At 66.5% G+C, this 20,868-nt stretch carries 24 protein-coding genes; 5 read left to right on the top strand and 19 right to left on the bottom strand.

What is annotated here, in order from left to right:
- Positions 1–10: 10 nt before the first annotated feature.
- From VFG17_RS03710 to VFG17_RS03680, 7 genes are all read right to left on the bottom strand, one after another.
- Complete coding sequence (locus VFG17_RS03710) at positions 11–334, bottom strand: hypothetical protein (RefSeq protein WP_325028114.1); 324 nt, start codon at positions 332–334, stop codon at positions 11–13.
- Positions 331–936 carry an RNA polymerase sigma factor gene (locus tag VFG17_RS03705; RefSeq protein WP_325028113.1) on the bottom strand — a complete coding sequence of 202 codons (606 nt, stop codon included), beginning with the start codon at positions 934–936 and terminating at the stop codon, positions 331–333. Before VFG17_RS03705 ends, VFG17_RS03710 begins: the two co-directional genes overlap by 4 nt.
- On the bottom strand, positions 863–1,459 hold the full coding sequence (locus tag VFG17_RS03700) for a hypothetical protein (RefSeq protein WP_325028112.1): 597 nt from the start codon (positions 1,457–1,459) through the stop codon (positions 863–865). Before VFG17_RS03700 ends, VFG17_RS03705 begins: the two co-directional genes overlap by 74 nt.
- Before the next feature lie 215 nt (positions 1,460–1,674).
- Positions 1,675–2,469 carry a LytTR family DNA-binding domain-containing protein gene (locus tag VFG17_RS03695; RefSeq protein ID WP_325028111.1) on the bottom strand — a complete coding sequence of 265 codons (795 nt, stop codon included), beginning with the start codon at positions 2,467–2,469 and terminating at the stop codon, positions 1,675–1,677.
- Positions 2,466–3,590, bottom strand: coding sequence for a sensor histidine kinase (locus VFG17_RS03690; protein ID WP_325028110.1), 1,125 nt, complete (start codon positions 3,588–3,590; stop codon positions 2,466–2,468). The genes VFG17_RS03695 and VFG17_RS03690 overlap by 4 nt, the downstream gene beginning before the upstream one ends.
- Positions 3,591–3,773: 183 nt before the next feature.
- Positions 3,774–6,635, bottom strand: coding sequence for a TonB-dependent receptor domain-containing protein (locus tag VFG17_RS03685; protein WP_325028109.1), 2,862 nt, complete (start codon positions 6,633–6,635; stop codon positions 3,774–3,776).
- 27 nt (positions 6,636–6,662) lie between these two features.
- Entirely contained in the window at positions 6,663–7,157 is a 495-nt protein-coding gene (locus VFG17_RS03680) for a hypothetical protein (RefSeq protein WP_325028108.1), read from the bottom strand.
- A 424-nt stretch (positions 7,158–7,581) separates the two neighbouring features.
- Between VFG17_RS03680 and VFG17_RS03675 the strand changes: the two genes are divergently transcribed.
- Positions 7,582–8,847, top strand: a complete 1,266-nt coding sequence (locus VFG17_RS03675; protein WP_325028107.1) for a tyrosine-type recombinase/integrase — start codon at positions 7,582–7,584, stop codon at positions 8,845–8,847.
- A 7-nt stretch (positions 8,848–8,854) separates the two neighbouring features.
- On the opposite strand, the gene VFG17_RS03670 is transcribed toward VFG17_RS03675, so the two are convergent.
- From VFG17_RS03670 to trbB, 12 genes are all read right to left on the bottom strand, one after another.
- Positions 8,855–9,067 (bottom strand): AlpA family transcriptional regulator, encoded by a 213-nt coding sequence (locus VFG17_RS03670; protein ID WP_325028106.1) that lies wholly within the window; start codon positions 9,065–9,067, stop codon positions 8,855–8,857.
- Positions 9,064–9,285, bottom strand: a complete 222-nt coding sequence (locus tag VFG17_RS03665) for a DUF2274 domain-containing protein (RefSeq protein WP_325028105.1) — start codon at positions 9,283–9,285, stop codon at positions 9,064–9,066. Before VFG17_RS03665 ends, VFG17_RS03670 begins: the two co-directional genes overlap by 4 nt.
- The gene (locus tag VFG17_RS03660; protein ID WP_325028104.1) at positions 9,285–10,367 is read right to left on the bottom strand and encodes a TrbI/VirB10 family protein; all 1,083 of its coding nucleotides are present in this window, start codon (positions 10,365–10,367) and stop codon (positions 9,285–9,287) included. Before VFG17_RS03660 ends, VFG17_RS03665 begins: the two co-directional genes overlap by 1 nt.
- A gap of 119 nt (positions 10,368–10,486) precedes the next feature.
- Positions 10,487–11,341, bottom strand: a complete 855-nt coding sequence (trbG, locus tag VFG17_RS03655; protein WP_325028103.1) for a P-type conjugative transfer protein TrbG — start codon at positions 11,339–11,341, stop codon at positions 10,487–10,489.
- Positions 11,338–12,021: a conjugal transfer protein TrbF gene (trbF, locus tag VFG17_RS03650; RefSeq protein ID WP_325028102.1), complete on the bottom strand. Its 684-nt coding sequence runs from the start codon at positions 12,019–12,021 to the stop codon at positions 11,338–11,340. Before trbF ends, trbG begins: the two co-directional genes overlap by 4 nt.
- A 4-nt stretch (positions 12,022–12,025) precedes the next feature.
- A complete protein-coding gene (trbL, locus tag VFG17_RS03645; RefSeq protein ID WP_325028101.1) occupies positions 12,026–13,312 on the bottom strand; it encodes a P-type conjugative transfer protein TrbL in 1,287 nt (428 codons plus the stop codon).
- Positions 13,313–13,317: 5 nt separating this feature from the next.
- On the bottom strand, positions 13,318–13,560 hold the full coding sequence (gene trbK-alt, locus VFG17_RS03640; protein ID WP_325028100.1) for a putative entry exclusion protein TrbK-alt: 243 nt from the start codon (positions 13,558–13,560) through the stop codon (positions 13,318–13,320).
- 1 nt (position 13,561) lies between these two features.
- A complete protein-coding gene (trbJ, locus tag VFG17_RS03635) occupies positions 13,562–14,281 on the bottom strand; it encodes a P-type conjugative transfer protein TrbJ (RefSeq protein WP_325028099.1) in 720 nt (239 codons plus the stop codon).
- On the bottom strand, positions 14,278–16,722 hold the full coding sequence (trbE, locus tag VFG17_RS03630) for a conjugal transfer protein TrbE (protein WP_325028098.1): 2,445 nt from the start codon (positions 16,720–16,722) through the stop codon (positions 14,278–14,280). Before trbE ends, trbJ begins: the two co-directional genes overlap by 4 nt.
- Positions 16,719–16,988, bottom strand: coding sequence for a VirB3 family type IV secretion system protein (locus VFG17_RS03625; protein WP_325028097.1), 270 nt, complete (start codon positions 16,986–16,988; stop codon positions 16,719–16,721). The genes trbE and VFG17_RS03625 overlap by 4 nt, the downstream gene beginning before the upstream one ends.
- Positions 16,988–17,284, bottom strand: a complete 297-nt coding sequence (locus VFG17_RS03620; RefSeq protein ID WP_414712929.1) for a TrbC/VirB2 family protein — start codon at positions 17,282–17,284, stop codon at positions 16,988–16,990. Before VFG17_RS03620 ends, VFG17_RS03625 begins: the two co-directional genes overlap by 1 nt.
- Positions 17,285–17,316: 32 nt before the next feature.
- Positions 17,317–18,297 carry a P-type conjugative transfer ATPase TrbB gene (gene trbB, locus VFG17_RS03615; RefSeq protein WP_325028095.1) on the bottom strand — a complete coding sequence of 327 codons (981 nt, stop codon included), beginning with the start codon at positions 18,295–18,297 and terminating at the stop codon, positions 17,317–17,319.
- A 206-nt stretch (positions 18,298–18,503) separates the two neighbouring features.
- Between trbB and VFG17_RS03610 the strand changes: the two genes are divergently transcribed.
- From VFG17_RS03610 to VFG17_RS03595, 4 genes are all read left to right on the top strand, one after another.
- Positions 18,504–19,019: a helix-turn-helix transcriptional regulator gene (locus VFG17_RS03610; RefSeq protein WP_325028094.1), complete on the top strand. Its 516-nt coding sequence runs from the start codon at positions 18,504–18,506 to the stop codon at positions 19,017–19,019.
- Positions 19,020–19,081: 62 nt separating this feature from the next.
- Positions 19,082–19,414 carry a hypothetical protein gene (locus VFG17_RS03605; protein WP_325028093.1) on the top strand — a complete coding sequence of 111 codons (333 nt, stop codon included), beginning with the start codon at positions 19,082–19,084 and terminating at the stop codon, positions 19,412–19,414.
- A gap of 39 nt (positions 19,415–19,453) precedes the next feature.
- Positions 19,454–19,894 carry a hypothetical protein gene (locus VFG17_RS03600; protein ID WP_325028092.1) on the top strand — a complete coding sequence of 147 codons (441 nt, stop codon included), beginning with the start codon at positions 19,454–19,456 and terminating at the stop codon, positions 19,892–19,894.
- A gap of 74 nt (positions 19,895–19,968) precedes the next feature.
- Positions 19,969–20,868, top strand: a complete 900-nt coding sequence (locus VFG17_RS03595) for a JAB domain-containing protein (RefSeq protein ID WP_325028091.1) — start codon at positions 19,969–19,971, stop codon at positions 20,866–20,868.

Below are 20,868 nucleotides of genomic sequence, written 5' to 3'. Positions count from 1 at the left end.
CTGGCGCCGGTCAGGCCTGGCGCCAGCGCTGCGTTCCAAACCACAGCAGCAGGATGAGCAGCAAGGGCGGCGCGAGGCCCCAATGGGCGCCGCCGGCAAGCGGGGCGAGCGACGGCGCCGACGACAAGAGCCACAGCGCCGCGAGCAGCGCGGTCACGGCGAGCGCCTCGAACGCGAAGCTGCGCCAGAAGCGGCGCCGCGCGCGTGCATAGGCCGCCTGCGCATCGATCGCGCGCTCGACCCCGATCGCAAAGCCGCGGTCGCCGGGTCGCTCGGGCGGCGCCAGCAGCGCGGCGAGCGCCGCGTCCATCGCCTGATCGTCCGGCTGGGTCATCGGTCCGCTCCTTCGCCGATCATCTTCTGCGCCTTGGCGCGGCCGCGCAAGACCAGCGATTTGAGCGTGCCGAGCGGCACCCCCATGATCGCCGCCGCCTCGCCATGCGACCAGCCATGGCCGAAACAGAGGGTAAGCGCGGCGCGTTCCTGCGGCGACAGCGCGGCGAGCAGGCGATCGGCGTCGATCGCGGCATCGCTTGCGGGCTGCGGATCGGTCGCGCTCGCCGCCTCCTCGCCCGCGGCCAGCCCTTCGCGCCGGCGCGCGGTGCGCCGCTGGTCGAGAAACAGCCGCCAGCCGATCCCCATGATCCAGGCCGCGTAACTCCCCTGCCCCCGATATTCGCCCGCACGCTGCCACGCGCGGACGAAGGCTTCCTGCGCCAGATCGTCGGCATCGCACCCGGCGGCGCGGGACAGAAAGGCGCGCAATCGCCCTTCGTGCCGCAGCACGAGGAGCTGGAAAGCGGCACGATCGCCCCCCGCGACACGCTGGCTGAGAGCCCAATCCTCATCGGCGCGTGCCCCATCACGCAGCGGCGCGCTCCTCGGCAGCCGCGGCGCGCGCGAGGCGGCGGCGGACGAGGAGGGCGATACCGACAAAGACAGGAAAGAGCGCGGCGCCCGCCGACGTGCGGATCAATTGCTCATGCCCCTGGATCAGCCCGAAACCGGCCATCGCCAGCCCGATCGCGAGCAGCACCAGCGCGTTGCGGTCGTCGCCCGGCGTGTCGGGACTCTGGCCGCCGATATGCTCATAGGGCTTGTTGAGCTTGTCGATCAGCGGGCTGACCGCATCCGATTTCGCATCGAGAGCGCGGCGGATCGAGCGGTGAAGCATCCACGCGTGGAGCAATCGCGCAAGCAGGAAAAAGCCGACGACGAACAGCGCGACCATCGTGATGTTCTCGAGCAGACGAAAAAACCCCTCGCTGACCGCGACAAGCTCGGTGGTCGGTGCCGGCGGGGGCAGGAAAGAGGCGACGTCGCGCGGATCGATATAGGCGGCAACGTCGGCGGGACTGATCGACTGGGCGCCGGGAAGGGGCACGCTGACCGCGGCGGGCGGAACCGCGGCGGGTGCGGCGGGGACGGCGGGTGCCGCGGCGGTTATCAGCTGATCCAACATCTCTCTCCTTCATGCCGCGCGGCATGGTGAAACCACAGGCGGCGGCCTCCGGCAAGGCGGGGATGATCCGAACCGGGGAGCCGGATCAGCCGCCGCGCGAAGCCGCCGCCCGGACCGGCACAGCCGCCGGTCATGAACTGGACGGCGCGGCGCGTATCGATGGATGCAGATCCGCGATTATTTTTCGCGCCTCCCCCGGAAGGAGCGGAAGGTCAGCCGACCGCGGGGAGCGAGCGGAGCAATTTTTTGGCGTAGACGCGCCCCGCGCCGACGTCGGTGCCGTTTCGGAGGATCACCCGCACGCCCTTCCCGGCCGAGCGCCGGACGCTTGCGATCGCGCTTCGCCGCAGCAGCGCGCGGCGATGCACGCGGACGAACTCCTCTTCGGGAAGGTCGAGGTCGGCCTGCGCCGCCCTGATCGACCCGCGCAGCAGATAGGAAGCCGACGCCGTGTGCAGCCGGACATAATCATCCTCGGCGGTGATCATGTCGATATCGGCGCGCTGGATGCAGGTCAGCGCACCCGCGGTCCCGCGCAGCCACAGCTCGTCGTCGCGCTGCCTTATCCCCTGCTCGTGATAGCCCGCGCGCAGATCGTCGATCACCGCGCGCATCTGGGCGATTTGTTCGCGCGCATCGTCCGCCGCGAGCCGGTCGCGCGACCGGTCGATCGCCGCGCGCAGGCGCGAAATTTCGATCGGCTTGAGGATATAGTCGATGGCATGGGCTTCGAAGGCGCGAACGGCGAAGTGGTCGAAAGCCGTCGTGAAGATGACCCCCGGGACGCCATCCTCGGGGAGCTGGTTCAGAACGTCGAAACCCGTTCCGTCGCGCATCTTGATGTCGAGCAGCACGATATCGGGCGTCAACTCGGCGATCTTCGCGATCGCCTCGCGGCAACCGCTCGCCGACCCCACATGCTCCACGTCGGGCAGCTTCGCGAGGATCAGTTCGAGCCGCCGGAGCGCGAGCGGTTCATCGTCAACGGTCAGCACCCGCATCGTCATCGGGCATATCCCAGCGGCAATTCGAGCGTCACGCGAAAGCGGGATGCGGGCAGCCGCTCGATCGACAATTTCGCATCGGCGCCAAAGCGGTTGGACAGCCGGTCGCGAACATTGCGGAGGCCGGTATGCGTGCCGCAAACCCCCGCACGCCCGGAGGCCGACGAACAGCTGTTTTCGACCACGACCTTCAGCCGGCCCGGTTCCTCCCGCGCCGAGATCGCGATCCACGCGTCGCCGGCGCCGACCGTTCCGGCGCCGTGCTTGACCGCGTTCTCGACCAGCGGCTGCAACAGGAAGGCCGGCACCGCCGCGCGTCCGAGCGCCGGCGGCAGGTCGATCCGGATTTCGAGGTCGGGATAGCGCGTCCGCTCGATTTCCAGATAGGTCGCCTGCAACGCGACCTCCTCGGCCAGCGAAATGTCGACGTCGGGATTGGTGGCAAGGTTAACACGGAAAAAGCCCGCAAGCCGCTCGACCATCGCATTGGCGTCGTCGGCGCGGCCGTCGAGGATCAGCGCCGATACCGCGTTGAAACTGTTGAACAGGAAATGCGGGTTGATCTGGTAATGGAGCGCCTGCAGCTTGGCCGCTTGTGCCATCGTGCGAAGCTGCGCCGAGCGCCGTTCCTCCGCGCGCGCCTCGAAACCATATTGAACGGCCAGATAGAGCCCAACCCACGCCAGAAAGAACCAGGTCCAGGGAACGAGGGTGCGGATCACCGCGCTACCGTCGATCGCAAGCTGGACCGGCTCTCCCTTCGCATAGACCAGGGCGAAATAGGTGCACCAGGCGAAGAATTCCGCCGCGACGAGCGAGGCGAAAAAGACGATCGGCGCCTTTTGGCGCCAGGCCCGCCGGCTCAGCTTCTGCAATATCATGTGGATGCCGAAGCAAAGCGCGAGGCCGATCGCCATGAGCATCAAGCGCACCGCGGTTACGCGCAGGAGATGCGGGTGGTGATCGAGCAGATCGGCGATCCAGAGCGCCAGCGTGTGCAGGCCCCAGAAGGCGCCGGTAAGCCAGAGGATCGCTTGCCGCCGCTGGCGTTCGAGGCTGCCCGGCCGGCCGGCCGTGGCCACTTCGTAGACGCCGGTGGATGGAAAGGCCGCGACCTGGTTCATCGCGCGGTTATCGCAGGAAGGCGGGAAGCTGTCGACCGACGTTCGGCCGCAGATATCGTGCGTTCACCCGCCGGAAGAGGCGCGGCGAGGGCGGATGTGATGCGCGGACGAAGGCACCACCCTTCGTCCGCACACCGGGCCGGCACCGAGGGGGACTGGTCCCCGGCACCGGAAGCGCGACCCTTAAAAACGCATGCTCGCGGTCAGGCTGTAACGCCGCCCGAGAACATCGTAGGTAGTCGGATAGGTGTTCCCCGAGTTGAGCGCCGTCGTGCCGACATAGTTGCTGACGAGCGGCGGGTCCTTGTCGAGCAGGTTCTGGACCGACAGCGTGAGCGTGAAGATGTCGGCGACCTTGGCGCGATAGGTCAGGTCGAAATAGCTGTAGCTCGGGATATGCAGATAATCGGGTTCGATCCCGTCGGCGTCCAGGATCCGCTCATAATCGGACCCGTCGAGCCAGCGCCACAGCAGCGAGATGTCGCCGAAATCGTCGATCTGCGCCGTCGCGCGCATGTTGAAACTGTATTTCGGGGTGATTTCGCCGGCAAAGAAGCCGCAGTTCGAACTATATTGGCCCACGCATTCGCGGTTGATGCTGGTCGGCGAGGCCTTGAACTTCGACTGTTCGGTCCAATTGCCCGAAAGGTCGAAGTTGAGCCGCCCAAAGCCGGTAGGCAGGCCATAGTTGATGCGCAGATCGACGCCGGATGTGGTGATCGTCCCCTGATTCGTGAGCAGCGCGATCTGGCCCGGCGTATCGCCCCCGCCGTTCAGCGAGCCGTTGAGCGGGTTGCGGCGGATCAGCGCGCAGGCTTCCGCATCGCCCTCCTCGAAGCAGGGGCCGAAGACGTCGTTCGGCGTCGGCAGCGTGATCGCGTCGGTGATCTTGATATGATAATAGTCCGCCGTGATCGCGAGCCCGGGCACCTGCGGCGGCGTCACGACCAGCCCCAGCGTGTAGGAATCGGCGGTTTCGACGTCGAGATTCGGGTTGCCGCCCGCGGTCTGGTTGATCTGGCCCGACGAAGGCGCCGGAATATTCCCGATCGTGCCGGCGGGGGCGCCTTGCGCAATGCAGATCGCGGTGAGCGCGGCGTTGCCGACCGGACTCGATCCCTGGCACGGATCTTCGGCGAGGTTCGCGAGACCCGTGGTGATCGGGGTGAAGAGCTCCGAGATATTCGGCGAGCGCACCGAATGCTGGTAGATGCCGCGGATCTTGTAGCCGCGGAACGGTTCCCAGGTGCCGCCCGCCTTCCAGGTTGTGCTCGTGCCCGTGTTCGAATAGTCCGACAGGCGGATACCCGCTTCGGCGGTCAGGCTGTAGATGCCGGGTACATCCTCGACGATCGGCACGATCAGTTCGCCGAAGATTTCCTTGACGTCATAAGTGCCCGCGAAGGACGGCGATGGCGCCCCGGTGCCCAGCACTTCGTCCTGCGTCCCGAAGGCGACGTCCGAGACCTGCTCGGCGCCATATTTGCGATATTCGGCGCCCAGCGCGAAGCCGATCGGCGTTTCTCCGGCGAGGAAATTGCCGAGCTCGCCCGAAATGCTGCCGCTGACGACCGACAGGCGCGTGCTCACCGTCGATCCGGCCGGCTGGTTGAAGAAGGCGATCGCTTCGTCCGTAATATCGGTGCCATCGCCGAAGAGATTGATCGGCACGCACCCGTTCGACGGATCGGCGCATTCGGTCTCGCTGTTGGCACGCAGCGCCTGCTGCACGCGCGATTTCAGCCCCCAATTGATATTGCTGTTCTTGCGGTCCGATTCGCCATGCAGGCCATAGACGTCGAAATCGATCGCATCGGTGATCGACCCGCGGACGCCCGCCCAGACCTGGAACTGATTGGTCGTCAGGTTGCGGATGCGCGGCCCCGCCTCGATGAAGCGGCGGTTGATGACCGTCGCGACCTCGCGATACGCGGGATCGTTCGGGCTGGTCGCGGCGCCCGCGGCGGCGCAGTCGGCGGCCGAGATCGCGTTCGACGCACAAACCTCCGAGCGCACGGCATCGGGCAGGAACGGATTGTTGAGCGGCAGTTGCCATGTGTCGCCGAACATCCCCGACGAGGCGAGACTGAGCTGCACCTTCGAGCGGGTGAACATACCCTTGGCATAGATTTCGATCCCGTCGGCGACCTCATACTGCGCCGCGCCGAACATATTATAGCGTTCGAGCGGGGTCTGGAAATAATTGTCGGGCGCGAAATTATAGGCGTCGCGCGACCCGACATAGTCGCGGAGCGCGCCGTCGGCGGGGTTGTAGATGCGGTTGTTGATGCGCGTCGGGGTCGTCGTGCCCGAACCGACCAGGCTGCCGTCGAGGAAATAGGTGTCGCGCGAAACGGCGCGGCCGCCCTGGAGCACCGGCTCGACCTTCTGGTAACCGACATTGAGCACCGCATTGCCGCGGCCGTCGTCGAAATTGGCGCCGACCGTCACGTCGAAGCGATAGCGCGCACCGTCGCCGCGCTCGGTGATGCCGACCGTGCTGGCGAGCTCGGCGCCCGCGAAGTCGCGCTTGGTGATGAAGTTGGCGACCCCGGCGATCGCGTCGGCGCCATAGACCGACGAGGCGCCGCCGGTCACGATCTCGGCGCGCTCGATCAGCGCGACGGGAATGATGTTGAGGTCGGTCTCGCTGAGCAGCGACGAGGGCACGAGCCGCGTTCCGTCGAGCAGCACGAGGTTGCGGTTGGTGCCGACGCCGCGCAGGTTGAGCGAAGCGAAGCCCGCGCCGCCGTTGTTGACCGCGCTGTTGGCGCCCGGCGACACGCCGGGCAGATCGCCGATCAGTTCCTCGGCATTGGTCGCCTGACGAAGCCCGATTTCACTCTCGCCCACGACCTGGACGGGGCTCGATTGCTCGAGATTGGGGTTCTGGATGCGCGATCCGGTGACGACAATCGGCGCCGCATCCTCGATCGCCGTCTCGCCGCCCGGCGCGTCCTGCGCATGGGCTGGCGTAATGCAGGCGACGCTCCCGAGCAATGTCGTCGAAAGCAGATAGTGACGCGGTCGAAATTTGCCCAACATATTGATACTCCCTGTTATTGTCCGTTATTATGAATCGACCCGCGCCCAACGATGCGCCGCCAGCGCAATCGGCAGGCCGAAGAGGAACATGTGCGATGCAAGGTCGGCGAAGCCGATCGCCATGCCGCCGGGTGGAACCGCGAAGTTCGAGAGCGGCAGCACGACGCGGTTCATCACGAAATAGACGGCGACGCCGTAGAGCGGACCGGCGAGCCAGGGAGATTGCCGCCCCACCGCCGCGAATCGCAGGGTGACGAGAACGAACGCCGCCGCGAACAGGAACGAGAGCAGGAAATGGCACGCCAGCCCCAGGGGCACCGGAGCGAAGCCGGTCCGCGCCGCGGGTCCCAACAGGCCCGACGCGATGCTTCGCAATATATCGGCCGGACCGACGCCCTTCAGCGCCCAGGCGGTAAAGGCGAAGCCCAGGTCGAGCGTGCCGCCCGCGAGCCCCCCGATCAGGATCGCCCGGGCAGGCGCCCCCTGGCCCGCTGCCGCCATGACATGGGTAACCTCGGTCATCTTCGTCCCCTTTTCTTCCGGAAAGGGGCGCTAATGCCGGCCGGTCGTCATTGGGAGCGAATCGCCGCCGATCGGCGCTGCGATGCAGCCCAACGCAAGCCGGTCAGGCGAACGTCCGGTCTCAGGGGGCGAACGGCGATGGGCTCGCGCATCGACGCGCAATATTAGCCGGAAACGAGTGTCATCGATGATCGGAAGTTTCCGCACGCCCTTGCGCAGCGTCAAGCGGATGGATGCCCCGTGAGGAGGAAAATTAGTCGTCCCGGACAGACCCATAACGGCTCTAACAACCTGAAAAGATGGTGCATTTTTCCGGCAATCTGTTATAATCAAGTCTCACCAAGACCCGCCAAATCCCGCTCCGAGCGTGGGAGATGGAAAGGGAATAATTGGAAGCCCAAAGTTATAATCCCCGGAAATTGAGATGGGTCAGCTTACAGCCAAATTTGTCCAGAATGCCAAGCAGGGCCGGCACGGAGACGGTGACGGTCTATACTTGCTCGTAGGTGCCTCTGGATGCCGATCCTGGGTGCTCCGGGTTCAGGTTTGTGGAAGGCGCCGCGACTTGGGCCTGGGCGGCGTTCAGAGACAACCGTTTGCTTACAAGAGTAGCATCGGGAACGACATCCCGTTGGAGGAAAAGTCCCGCCTGACGTTGGCCGAGGCTCGCGAACTTGCCGTCAGGATGCGTAACGTCGCCAAGGCAGGCAAGGATCCGGTGGAGGCGCGTCGTAAAGCTCGAAATCCGTTCAAGGAATTACCTCCGTCCTTCAAGGAAGCTGCGAAGGCGACCCACAAGGCACAGAGCCACGGCTGGAGCGATCGCACCTCGAAGGCATTCCTGTCGTCGCTCAAGGACCATGCCTACCCGAAGCTCGGAAACAAGCGGGTGGACAACATCACCGCCGACGACGTTGCCGAGACGCTCAAGCTTATCTGGACCAGCAAACCCGCAATGGCCAAGAAGGTCCGCCAGCGGATCGCCGCCGTGCTCGATTATTCCTCTGCGAAGGGATGGCGGAAGACCGGCGCCCAGCGGCAGGAGGTGCGTTCTCTGACGGGGAAGCCGAAGCGGGGCGGCAATTTCCCGGCAATGCCCTACGACAAGGTCCCGGCCTATTGGACGGAGCTCAACGATGCGCGCGAAACCATCGGCCGGCTGGCGCTCATGTTCCTGATGGCGACCGGTGCCCGGTCGACCGAAGTGCGTGAAGCCCGTTGGCGGCATATCGATATCGACAAGGCGGAATGGGCGCGCCCGGCCGAACTGATGCGTAAGTCCGAGCAGCTTCATGTGGTGACGCTGAATGCGCCGGCCCTCGAGATTCTGCGGAGGATTTCGGCCTATTCCGATCCGTCCGATCCCGACGCCTTGATCTTCGGCAACAACAGGGGCGCCATGATCAGCGACATGACCATCTCGAAGATCATGCGCGACGGCGACATGCCATGGGTTCCGCACGGTTTCCGGACAAGCCTTCGGACATGGGCGGCCGAGCAGCAGCCCTATATTCCCGAGCCGGTGGCCGAATCCGCGCTGTCGCACGTCATCGAGGACGAGGTGGTCAAAGCCTACCAGCGCGCAACCTTCATGGAGATGCGGCGGATGCTGCTCGACCAGTGGGGTCTGTATCTGACGGGAGGCGCGTGGATCGCGGTTGCGCCGCGGCCGTTGGTGCCGGCTTCGTGACGGCGGTCTAGCGGATGTCGCTTCCGGCTCGATAAGCGGCGGGCGCTGCGAGCCATTGTTCGAGCTGGGACTCATACCAGCCGCTGCTCCGCGCGCCCAGTTTGACGGGGGGAGGGAAAGTGCCGTCGGCGGCCCGCCTGTAAATGGTGGATTTCGATAGTCCGGTTCTGGAAAGCACCAGCTTCAGGCGAACGATCCGTTCGCGCGCGACGAATGTCACGATCGCCTCCGCTGTTTGCTGAACTCCCGGTCGCCTGAGATAAAGCGCTCGATCATCGGCGGGATCAGGCGCTCGGGCGGGAGCGCCGCGCCGAGGCCGGTCATCTTGGCGTGGACTGCGCAATAATCCTGGAGATCGCGCATCAGCGCCCCTTGCAGCTCGATACTTAGCTTGACCGGCTTCTCTTCCGGAATCGGGCCGAGGCGAAGCTTGCTCATCAGTTCGCTCCTCTATCGTCGAAAATCAGATCGCGCGTCACGACGACGCGCAGCGGATGCCCGGGCCGGACGGTCAAGGTCGGCGGAATACCGATCTGGCGCTCGACGAGCCGGCGACCGGTCTGGTTCACGCTGTCCTGCGTGCCCTCGCGAAGCGCCCGCACGAGCCGGTCATCCTCGTCGCTCGCGAGCTCCGTGCCGACCCCGAGCAGGGTCGAGACGAGCGCCGCGCGCAGCATCTGGCCCCAGTGATAGTCGGTCCGGTCGGACAGGCCGGACATGCCCGCGGGATCGGCGCCGGGTAGCCGGGGGAGCGCGATCGAGCGGCCGCCGGGCAAAAGTAGCCGGTCCCACGCGAGCAGCACGCGATTCTGTCCGGCGGCGATCTCGCTGTCATATTCGCCAATCAGCCGCGAGCCCTGCGGGATCAACAACAGCTGGCCGGTCGGGCTGTCATAGACATTCTCGGTGACCTGCGCGGTTATCTGCCCCGGCAGGTCGGACCGGATGCTGGTGATGAGCGCGGCGGGAATGAGGCTGCCTGCCTGGAGGATATGCGCCGAGGCGGGGGGACGCACGCGCTCGGGACTATCGGTGGCGCGCGCGCCGGGTGCCAGAAATGCCTGTTGCCGGCTGGCAGGCGGGGCGCTTGCGAGGACGGCCGGTGCGGCCGCGTCGGCTGCCGGTTTCGCGGCGGCTGAAGCCGCGCCGCCATCGGCCATTGCTGCGCCGCCGAAAAAGAGCCGGCTCGAGCGCGCCGCGCCGGCTTCGTCGGCGGCACGCTCCTGCGCCGGGTCGGCGGCGCTCCGCGGGTCCGCGACCGGTGGTCCGATCGGCGGCATGTCCCCGTCATCGCCCTTCACCGACTGGACCGGCCCCAGGTCGCCCGGTCGGGGCGCTTGGGGCACGGCGTCGTAGCCCGCCTCGGCGTTCAGCACGTCGGGGCGGCTGCGCGCCTCGGCGGTGTAGAGATTGTCGGGCTCGCCAGGATCCTCGGGCTGGAAGGCGAAGAGCAGCGCCGCGCCGATCGCGAGGCCGGCCGACGCCGCGGCACCTGCGATCGTCTTGCGCGAAAGACGCATGACGCGGGGCGGATCCCCGGCCAGCCGAAATCCATCGGGGCTGGCAGGAGCGACCGGCTGATCGGCGGCACCCTCCGGGGCAGCTTCGCGAGCCGACGCTTCGACCTCCGGCGCGCGCGTCACGACCGGCCCCGACGGCGCTGTCCCTCGCGCTCGATCCGTACCGCGCGGGCCGAACGCCCTTTCCCGAGGCGCAGTTCGGCGCGTTCGAACAGCCGGTCGACGATCATATAGCGGCCGGCGACACGATAGTTCAGGAGCTCGGCGTCGCCGCTTCCGCCGATCGCGAAGAGTGGCGGCATTTCGCCGGTGGCAATGTCTTCGCCGAACTCGACATAGACCTGCCTGCCGTCGCTGAAGACGCGCCGCGGTCGCCACGCGGCCTTGTCGCCCGAAATCCGGTAGCGAAAATCGAGCCGCGCGAGATCGATGCCCGATGCCACCGGCGTCAGCCGCTCCTGCTCTGCCGTGGCGGCGCGGAGCGCGATCAGCGCATCGGCGGGGTAGGTCCAGGATACCGCCGCCATATAGGTCGCGGCATTGGCGCGCAGCTCGACATGATAGGTGCGCCGGTCGGTGTTGATGACCAGGTTCGTCATGATGTCGGGGCGCGTCGGCTTGACGAGAATATGCACGCGCCGCGTGGCACCCGTACCGCTGATCGTGTCGCCGATGATCCAGCGCACCGTGTCGCCCGAAGCGACGGGACCCGGGCCGACGAGCTGCTCGCCTTCCTCGAGAATGATGTCGGTCACCTGCCCGGGCGCGGCATAGACCTGGAACAAGGCCCCTTCGGCCCAGGCATATTGCTGGATCGCATTGCGATAGGCGTGCTTGCCCGGCTGGACGCGAGCCTCGGCGTTGGCCCGGCCGACGCCGAGCTTCGGGTCCGCCTCCCTGGCGCCGAGCGGGACGGCAAGAATGGCGGCCAGGCCAAGGCCAAGGCCGAACGATCTTCGCAGGAATTTTGTCATTGGGAGAGCTCCTTCGACCAGTTGATCGCGGTTACGTAGAGGCCGAGCGGGTTCCGGCGCAGCGCGTCGGGCGTGCGCGGGGTCTCGATCCGGACGGTGACAATCGCCGACCAGCGGGCGGTTTCGACGAGGCCGCCGTCGCGATAATGGCGCTCGGTCCAGGCGATGCGGAAACTGTCCTTCGAGGCGCGGATCACGCTCGAGACATCGACCGCGACCTGCAGCTTGCCGACCTCGGCGAAGGGATCATTGGCGCGGGCATGCTCGTTCAGCGCCCGCGCCCCGCTCTCGCTCGCAAAATCATAGGCGCGCAGCCAGTCGGCGCGAAGCACCACCGCGTCCGCCGGAATGGCACGGACATGTTCGATAAAGCGCGCGAGGTGGAAGGCGATCTGCGGATCGGTCGGACGATAATCGGCATCCGCAGGCGCCACCGTGCGCGCCTCGCCGAGCTTGTCGACCTCGACGATCCATGGCGTGATCGTCCCGCGCGCCGACTGCCAGACGAGACCGCCGGCAAGACCGCCCGAGATCAGCAGGCAGCCGAAACAGGCCAGCCGCCAGCTTCGGGCCTGCACGCGCGCCGCCCCCATCCGGTCGTCCCAGACCTGCGCCGCACGCTGATAGGGTGTCACTGGGACAGGTGAATGGCCGTAGCGGTTCGAAGATCGTCGAAACATGGCTTCAATCCTTTTCACTGATGTCGGGCGCGCTCCCGGCGCCGTGGCTGTCGCCGGCCTTCAACGTGCTGGCGGCGATCGTGCCGCCCTGCGCGAGCGTCTGCCGGCGCCGCATCGCCGCAGCCCATGATGGCGGGCCGCTCGCGGGTGCCGGCGCGCTGTCAGCCGCCCCTTCCCCTGCGCCCGCGCGGCCCGCCGCGAAACTGCCGCGAAGCTGCCCCGACGCCCGCCGGGCGGGCGTGCCGGCGCCGCTTGCAGCCGTACGTGCAACCTCGGCCATTCCGGATCCAAAGGCCGCAAACCCCTGCTTCCCGGCCGCCCCGCGGGCATAGGATGCCGATGCACTGCCGGCAGCACGCGATCCGCCAAGCGCCGCGCGCCCGGCGGCGCTGCTGGCAGCGCCCGCGGCAAGACTCGCACCAGCCGCCCCCGCGGCGATCGTCGCCCCGGCCGCGACCGTCGTCCCGGCCGCGGCGCCAGCCCCGAGCTGCGGTCCGCCGGCGACGATGCCATTGGCGATCCCGGGGCCGAAGATGCCGAGCCCGAGAAGCGTGAGCGCGCCGAGCGCGATTGCCATCGCCTGTTCGATGTCGGGCTCGGGGCCAAGGCCGGCTTCGAGGAAGCGGCTGAAGAGTGATGTGCCGATGCCGGTAATGACGGCAAGCACCAGAACCTTGATGCCCGAGGAGATGACATGACCGAGGACGCGCTCGGCCATGAAGGCGGTACGCCCGAAGAAGGCGAAGGGCAGCAGCACGAACCCCGCGAGCGTCACCAGTTTGAACTCGATGACGGTGACGAAGATCTGCACCGCGAGGATGAAGAAGGCGAGCACGACGATCACCCAAGCGATCAGGAGGATCATGATCTGGACGAAGTTGGTGAACAGGCCGACCGGCCCGACCAGCTCGGCGGTCGCGTCGATCAGCGGTTGCCCCGCGTCGAGGCCCGTCGCGGCAACGACGCCCGGCCGCATGAAATCACCAATCGCCATGCCGCTTCCGCTCGCCTGCAGGCCGAGGCCGGCGAAGCTTTGCAGGAGGATGGTCGCGAGCCCCGCGAAATTGCCGATGATGAAGGCAAAGACGCCAATGTAGAGCGTCTTCTTCACCAGGCGCTGGATGATGTCCTCGTCGGTGCCCCACGCCCAGAAGAGCGCCGCGATCGTCACGTCGATCACGATCAGGGTCGAGGACAGGAAGCCGACCTCGCCGCTGAGCAGTCCGAAGCCGCTGTCGATATAGGTCGAGAAGACCGACAGAAACTGGTCGATGACGCCCGTGTCTTCCATGGCGGTCAGTCCTTCTTGCCGAAAAAGCGCCGGCGCTTTGCATCCCAGGCGGCCTCGCATCCGGCATCGGGTGCGGTCACCGAACGGCAATGGCCGGGAATGGCGGCAGGTGCGGGGTGTGCGTCCGCCCCCGATTTGACAGGAGCGGACGCACGGGGCGCGGGCGGCGACATCAGGGTGACGACCGCGAGCGTCATGAGCAGGCCGCTCAGCACTCCGGTGACCGCGATCCTCGCCGCCCGGCCCATCTCAATCGGCCTTGCGGAAGCGGCGGAAACGCTCGCGCGCTTCGGCTTCGGCGGCGGCGCTGCGAGCCGCGTCCAGCGACTGCGCCCTGCCCTGCGCCGCGAGAGCGGCGGTCAGGTCGGCGAGTTGCTGCGACTGCAGCGCGAGCAGCTGATTGCCCGCCTGCGCGGCCTGGAGCGCGCCGGCCGCCGACTGGCTGGCACCGACCAGCCGTCCGATCGTCGTCCGGGTGGTTCCAAGGTTTCCGACGATGCCGGCCTGCACCTTCATCGCATCCTCGAAGGCGCCGACGCTATCCTTCCAGCGCGCATCGGCATTGGCGATCATCGCGGCACCGGGGCCGGTCAGCGCGGCGCCCTTGTAGCGTCCTTCGAACGCCGACTGCACATCGCGGACATCGAAAGCGATGCGCCGCGCCTCGCCGAGGAGGCCGCGCGTCCGGTCGACCTGCGCCTGCAATTCCTCGAGGCTCGACGTCGGAAGGCCCCTCAGATTCTTCGCCTCGTTGAGCAGCGACGTCGTCTGGTTCTGGAGCATCGCGATCTGGTTGTTGATCTGCTCGAGGGTGCGCGCGGCGGTCAGGATATTCTGCGCATAGTTGCGCGGATCGTGGACGATGCCGCCGACCTGTGCGGAGGCCGCTCCGGGCATCAGTCCGGCCGGCATGATCAGGCCGGCGTATAACGCCGCGGTCAGCAGGCGGCGCAATCGAGACGTCTTCATGGCATTTCTCCTTCTGGGGCTGCGATTTCGAGATGACCGAGGAGGTCCGCTGCCCATTCGAGACCGCGGTGGCGCAGCCAGGCCGCAGCGAACTGCGCCTGCCCGTGGGCGGCCATGAGTTCGGACATGCGGATCTGATCGGATTTGGAAGAGGCCGCGGCAAAGGCGAGTGCGATCTCGCCCAGACCGAGGTCGAACAGCCGGTTTCCGCGCCGCGACTGGCAATAATAGTCGCGCTTGGGCGTCGCCCGGCTCAATATCTCGATCTGGCGGTCGTTCAGCCCGAAGCGCGCGTATATTCGCGCGATCTGCGGCTCGGCGGCGCGTTCGTTGGGCAGGAATATCCGCGTCGGACAGCTCTCGATGATCGCGGGCGCGATGCTCGATCCCTCGATATCGGCAAGGCTCTGGGTCGCGAACACGACGCTGGCATTCTTTTTGCGGAGCGTCTTCAGCCATTCGCGCAGTTGCGCGGCGAAGGCGGGCTGGTCGAGAACGAGCCACCCCTCGTCGATTATGATGAGCGTCGGCGACCCGTCGAGCCGGCCCTCGATGCGGTGAAAGAGATAGGCAAGCACGACCGCGGCGGACGATGTCCCGACAAGCCCTTCGGTCTCGAGCGCCTGGATCGGGGCCTCGCCAAGCCGCTCTTCCTCGGCATCGAGCAGCCGGCCCCACGGGCCTCCGACCAGATAGGGGGCGAGCGCCTGCTTCAATGCCCGCGACTGGAGCAGTACCGCGAGCCCGGTCAGGGTCCGCTCGGAAACCGGCGCGGTCGCGAGCGAGATCAGCGCCGACCAGATATGCTCTTTCGCTGCCGGATCGACGGCAACGCCCTCGCCTGCCAGCAAGGCGGCAAGCCATTCGGCCGCCCATGCGCGCTCGGCGGCCTCGTCGATCCGCGCGAGCGGCTGCAACGCGACGCCGCCTTCGCCGTCGTGGAGTCCGCCACCAAGGTCCTGCCAGTCGCCGCCCATCGCGATCGCGGCGGCGCGGATCGAGCCGCCGAAATCGAAGGCGAAGATCTGCGCGCCCGGATACCGCCGAAACTGCATCGCCATCAGCGCGAGCAGCACCGATTTGCCCGCGCCCGTGGGACCGGCGACGAGACAGTGCCCGACATCGCCGACGTGGAGCGAAAAGCGGAACGGGGTCGAGCCTTCGGTCTTGCCGTAGAGCAAGGGGGCATCGCCGAGATGCTCGTCGCACTCCTCCCCGGCCCACACCGCCGAAAGCGGGATCAGGTGCGCGAGATTGAGCGTCGAAACCGGGGGCTGGCGAACATTGGCATAGACGTGACCCGGCAGGCTCCCGAGCCAGGCCTCGAGCGCGTTCACACCCTCGACGGTGCAGGTGAAGTCGCGGCCCTGGATCACCTTCTCGACGAGGCGCAGCTTCTCGGCGGCGAGCCCCGCATTGCGGTCCCACACCGTTACCGTCGCGGTAACATAGGCGACGCCCGCATGATCGGCGCCCAGTTCCTGCAATGCCAGGTCGGCATCGGCCGCCTTGTTCGAGGCGTCGCTGTCGAGAAGAACCGATGCTTCGTTGGTCATCACCTCCTTCAGGATCGCGGCGAGCGACTTGCGCTTGGCGAACCATTGCCGGCGGATGCGCGTGAGCAGTTTCGTCGCGTCGGTCTTGTCGAGCATGATCGCGCGGGTCGACCAGCGATATCCGAAGGGCAGCCGATTGAGCTCGTCGAGCAGCCCCGGGAAGGTCGCGCTCGGGAAACCGCTGATCGTCAGCGTCCGCAGATGGTGATCGCCCAGCTTCGGCTCGAGCCCGCCGGCGAGCGCCTCGTCGGTGAGCAGTGCGTCGAGATAGGCGGGCGTCTCGGGCACCCGGACGCGCTGGACCCTCGTCGAGACCGTGCTGTGCAGATAGGTGAGCGTCTCCGCGTCACCCAGCCATTCGGCCTCTGGCAGAAAGCCCTCGACCAGATGGAGCAGGCGTCCGGTCCGGTCGGCAAAGGATTTGAGCAGATCCTTCGGGTCGACGCCGGTTTTCGCGCTGCCTTCATACAGCCAGGCTTCGGCGCGCGCCGCATCCTCGGCGGGCGGCATCCAGAGGAAGGTCAGATAGTAGAAGCTCTCGAAATGGGCGCCTTCCTCGCGAAATTGTTCGCGGCGTTCGACGTCGACCAGTTCCGAGACGGCATCGGGGAAATCGGAAAGCGGATAGGATATCGCCGCGACGCGCTGCGCCTCGACGAACACCGCCCAACCCGACCCGAGCCGGCGCAGCGCATTGTTGAGCCGCGCGGTAACCGCGACGAGCTCGGCGGGCGTGGCGCTGTCGAGGTCGGGACCACGAAAGCGCGCCGATCGCTGGAACGACCCGTCCTTGTTGAGCACCACGCCCTCCGCGACCAGGCAGGCCCAAGGGAGAAAGTCTGCAAGGGCTGCGGATTTCGATCGATATTCGGAGAGGTTCATCATGGGCGCATCCAGACCGGATATTTGAGATGACGGCGGGCGACATCAACGAAGGCGGGATCGTGCCTTGCCGCCCAGACACTGAGCGCATGACCGACCGCCCAGATCGCGAGCCCCGCGAGCCAGAGGCGAAGGCCGAGGCCAATCGCGCCGGCGAGCGTGCCGTTGACGATGGCAAGGCTGCGCGGGGCGCCGCCGAGCAGGATCGGCTCGGCGAGCGCGCGGTGTGCCGGCACGAAGAAGCCCGGGACCTCCTCCTCGCGGGTCATCAGACGAGCGCCCCGCCGCCGAAGGAGAAGAAGGAGAGGAAGAAGCTCGAGGCCGCGAAGGCGATCGACAGGCCGAAAACGATCTGCACCAGCCGCCGGAAGCCGCCCGACGTATCGCCGAAGGCGAGGCTGAGCCCGGTCACGATGATGATGATCACCGCGACGACCTTCGCGACCGGCCCTTCGATGCTCTCGAGGATCGACTGGAGCGGCGCTTCCCAGGGCATCGACGATCCGCCCGCGCGGGCGGGTGCTACGACGGCAAGCGAAACATAGAGGGCGGTAGAGGCGAGCATGGCGCGGGAAGCGCCGTGCCGGAAATCAGAGGTCATGACGGGTCTCCTTCTGGGCAGGCGGGAATGAGGCGATATTCGCCGGTTGCGGGGTCGAGCCCGTCGACACGCGACAGTTCACAAAGGCGCCGGCCGTGGCCGTCGCGCGCGAGCACCGCGACGAGGTCGATGGTTTCTGCGAGCAACGCGCGCGGGACGGTGACCACGGCTTCCTGGATCAGCTGCTCCATCCGGCGCAGCGCGCTGAGCGCCGAGCCGGCATGGATCGTCCCGACGCCGCCCGGGTGCCCCGTGCCCCAGGCTTTCAGAAGATCGAGCGCCTCGGCGCCGCGCACCTCTCCGATCGGGATCCGGTCGGGCCTGAGGCGAAGCGACGAGCGCACCAGGTCTGCGAGCGTCGCGACCCCGTCCTTCGTCCGCATCGCGACGAGGTTCGGCGCGGCGCACTGAAGCTCGCGCGTATCTTCGATGAGGACGATGCGATCGGCCGTGCCGGCAATTTCGGCTAGCAGCGCGTTGGTGAGCGTCGTCTTGCCGGTGCCGGTGCCGCCCGCGACGAGAATGTTCAGCCGAGCCGCGACGCCGTGGCGCAGGACCGCGGCCTCAACCTCCGACATGATGCCGGCCGCAACATAATCGCCTAGCGAGAAGACAGCGACAGCAGGCTTGCGGATCGCGAAGGCCGGCGCCGCCACCACCGGAGGAAGCAGCCCTTCGAACCGCTCCCCGCTTTCCGGCAGTTCGGCCGAGACACGGGGCGAACGGGCATGCACTTCGGCGCCGACATGATGGGCGACGAGGCGGATGATGCGTTCACCGTCGGCAGCGGAAAGGCGAACGTCGCTATCGGATATTCCGCAGGCCAGCCGATCGACCCAGAGGCGTCCGTCGGGATTGAGCATGATCTCGATGACTTGCGGGTCCGCGAGCCACCCGGCGATCGCTCCGCCCATGGCGCTGCGCAGCATGCGCGCGCTGCGCTGGAACGCCTCCTGTCTCGCCGGTTCTGCGCCCATCGGTGGACCCCATTGGCTGGAGCGGGGCACGGCGCCCGGCTCGACGGGGTCGATCAAGAGACGCAGAAAAGGCGCTCGATCAACAAGCTTTTGGCGCTTTCGCACCATGGGGTAGAAAGACAGGCGGTGGCGTAGGCGCGCCGCGCGCCAATCGCCTGGGCCAGCTGGGATTTGCTTCGCGGCGCCGAGTGTACAAGAGTGTCAATATGGGCGATTCGGGTTCGCAAATGACTGAAAACCAGATGATATGGGAGCGGTTGACCGAGCGGCATCGCGCTTGCCTCGATCTTCTTCTCGATCACAAGACGTCGAAGCAGATTGCCCGCGAACTCGACATCGCGAAGGATACGGTCGATCAGCGCATCACCGCCGCGCGGAACATCCTCGGCGCCAGCGACCGTAATGAGGCCGCGATCCGCTACCGACACCTCAAGAGCATATACTATCGCATCGCATACGATCCGGTGGAGATGGCGGGTGAGCCACAACTCGTGCCATCCAATTTCGCGAACGGAAGGCCGTCCCGCATCAAGCTTGGCGAGAGCGCCAAGCGGATGGACGAACTCTCGGGCGCAAGCCTTTCGTTCGGGACAATCTGGAGACCCGGCGATGGGCCGGGGAAGCGGATAATGATCATGGTCGCCCTGCTGCTGGTCACGATCATTGCCATTTCCCTCGGCCTCGGGATTGCGCAGTCGCTCACGCAGCTGCTCTCCGGCTGACCCAATGACCAATGCTGAAACAGACACCGGGGCGTGGGGTGCTTCCCGGAAAAGGAGAAGTCATGTCCAAGGAAATCACGAATACCGCCGCGCGGCTTCAGGTGGACGTCCCCGTCGCCGAAGAGCGTCTCGACGAGGCCCTCATCGCATTGTCCAATCTGATGACCAGCGTCGTCACGGCCCGGCGCGACACCGCCGGCCTCCCCATCGCGAAGGGCCATGCGACAATCCAGCGGCTGGCGAAAGCCCAGCTGTCGCTGGTTGATGTCAGTGGCGATGTGCTCCGCGTCCATGGCGAACTCGTGGGCATCGGGCGGGAAACGGCAGGCTATGATCTGCATCAGGAATGCCCGCAGCAATCGGCCGTGCTTGTGCCTCTGCGCGCAGCCTCCTGACGATTTGACCAAGGGCCGCCGAAATGAATAAGAGAAGCCATGCGGGTCGCCGTTTTCATTCTCTTGTTGGCGGTGGCTCTTGGTTATTCCGTCTGGCGCGGCGGCGGCCCCGAACGGACGATGGCGGGGATCGCGTTCGGGATGGTGGCGTCGGACCAGCTCCTGCATCTATTCGTCCCGCCGGATTATCTGTCGACCGACCTCGGCCATCTCGCGATCGATCTGGCTGGCGCCTCGGCCACCTTCACCCTCGCGCTCTTTGCCTATCGCTTCTGGCCCATGTTCGCCGCGGTGCTGCATATATTGCCGCTGCTTGCGCATACGAGCCGGACGCTCGACGTGTCGATGGACCCGGCGGCCTATATGATCATGCAGGTGGCCCCGTCCTGGGCGGTTCCGCTCCTGCTGATCGCGGCAACCTGGCAGCACCGGACAAGGCTTGGGCGGTCCGGCAGCGATCCGTCCTGGCGAAGCTTTTAGCGGTCGTCGATCCCAAGGCCGAACATCGCCTGGCGGAGAAACTACTCGACGAGTTCGGCAGCATCGGCCGTATCGTGCAGCAATCTCCGGAAGCTTTGGCACGGGTCGGTGGCGCCTGCGACGGCACGGCCAGCCTGTTGCTGAATGCCCGCGATATGATGACAGAGGCCCTGCGTTCGGACCTGCGCATGCGGCGCATCGATGCCGCTGATCCAGCCCTCCACCGCTATCTCATCATGTCGATGGGCTCGCTGCCCGACGAGACTATGCGCATCTTGTTTCTCGACGGGAACAATCGGCTGATCTCCGACGAGCAATTGCAGCGGGGCACGCTTGCGGCCCTGACGCTTTACCCGCGCATATTGTTCCGGCGCGCCCTCGAGCATAATGCAGCGGGCGTCCTGCTCGTCCATAATCATCCAAGCGGCAACGCGGAACCCAGCAGGCAAGATATCGCATCCACCCGGCAGCTTGCGCGGATCGGTCACACGCTGGAGGTCGAGGTGGTCGATCACATCATCGTGACCCGAAAAAAGATCCATCACATCATATGGCGTGACGAAGGCGATCGAGCCTCGCGAAAAACCGGCTGGACGCTGCGTTGCGATCCGTGGGGAGAGGAAGCGGATATTGCGCGGGCGCTGGACAATGCGCTCAGAACGATGCGCCGCCGCCTGCTCCGCCGGCAACTCATCGGTTCCGACGAGCTATTCGGCGAGCCCGCGTGGGACTTGCTGATCGACCTGTTCGTTCAGGAGTACCGCGGCATAAATTTGCCGACCAGCTCGCTTGGCATCGCAACAGACGCCTCGCTAAGTAGCGCGACCCGCCTCGTGCGCCGCCTGTGCGAGGCGGGACTGATCGCCAGGGTACAGGATCCTGGCGATGGCCGTCGCACGTTCGTGCGTCTCACGCCTCAAACGCTGCACAAAATGCGCGCCTATTTCGCTGAAGCACCGGATTCGGAAGGCTAG

Source organism: Sphingopyxis sp., assembly GCF_035686825.1.
Taxonomy (GTDB): Bacteria; Pseudomonadota; Alphaproteobacteria; order Sphingomonadales; family Sphingomonadaceae; genus Sphingopyxis.
The sequence above is the reverse complement of the archived record's forward strand: the minus strand, read 5'-3'. Positions and strand labels throughout refer to the sequence as shown.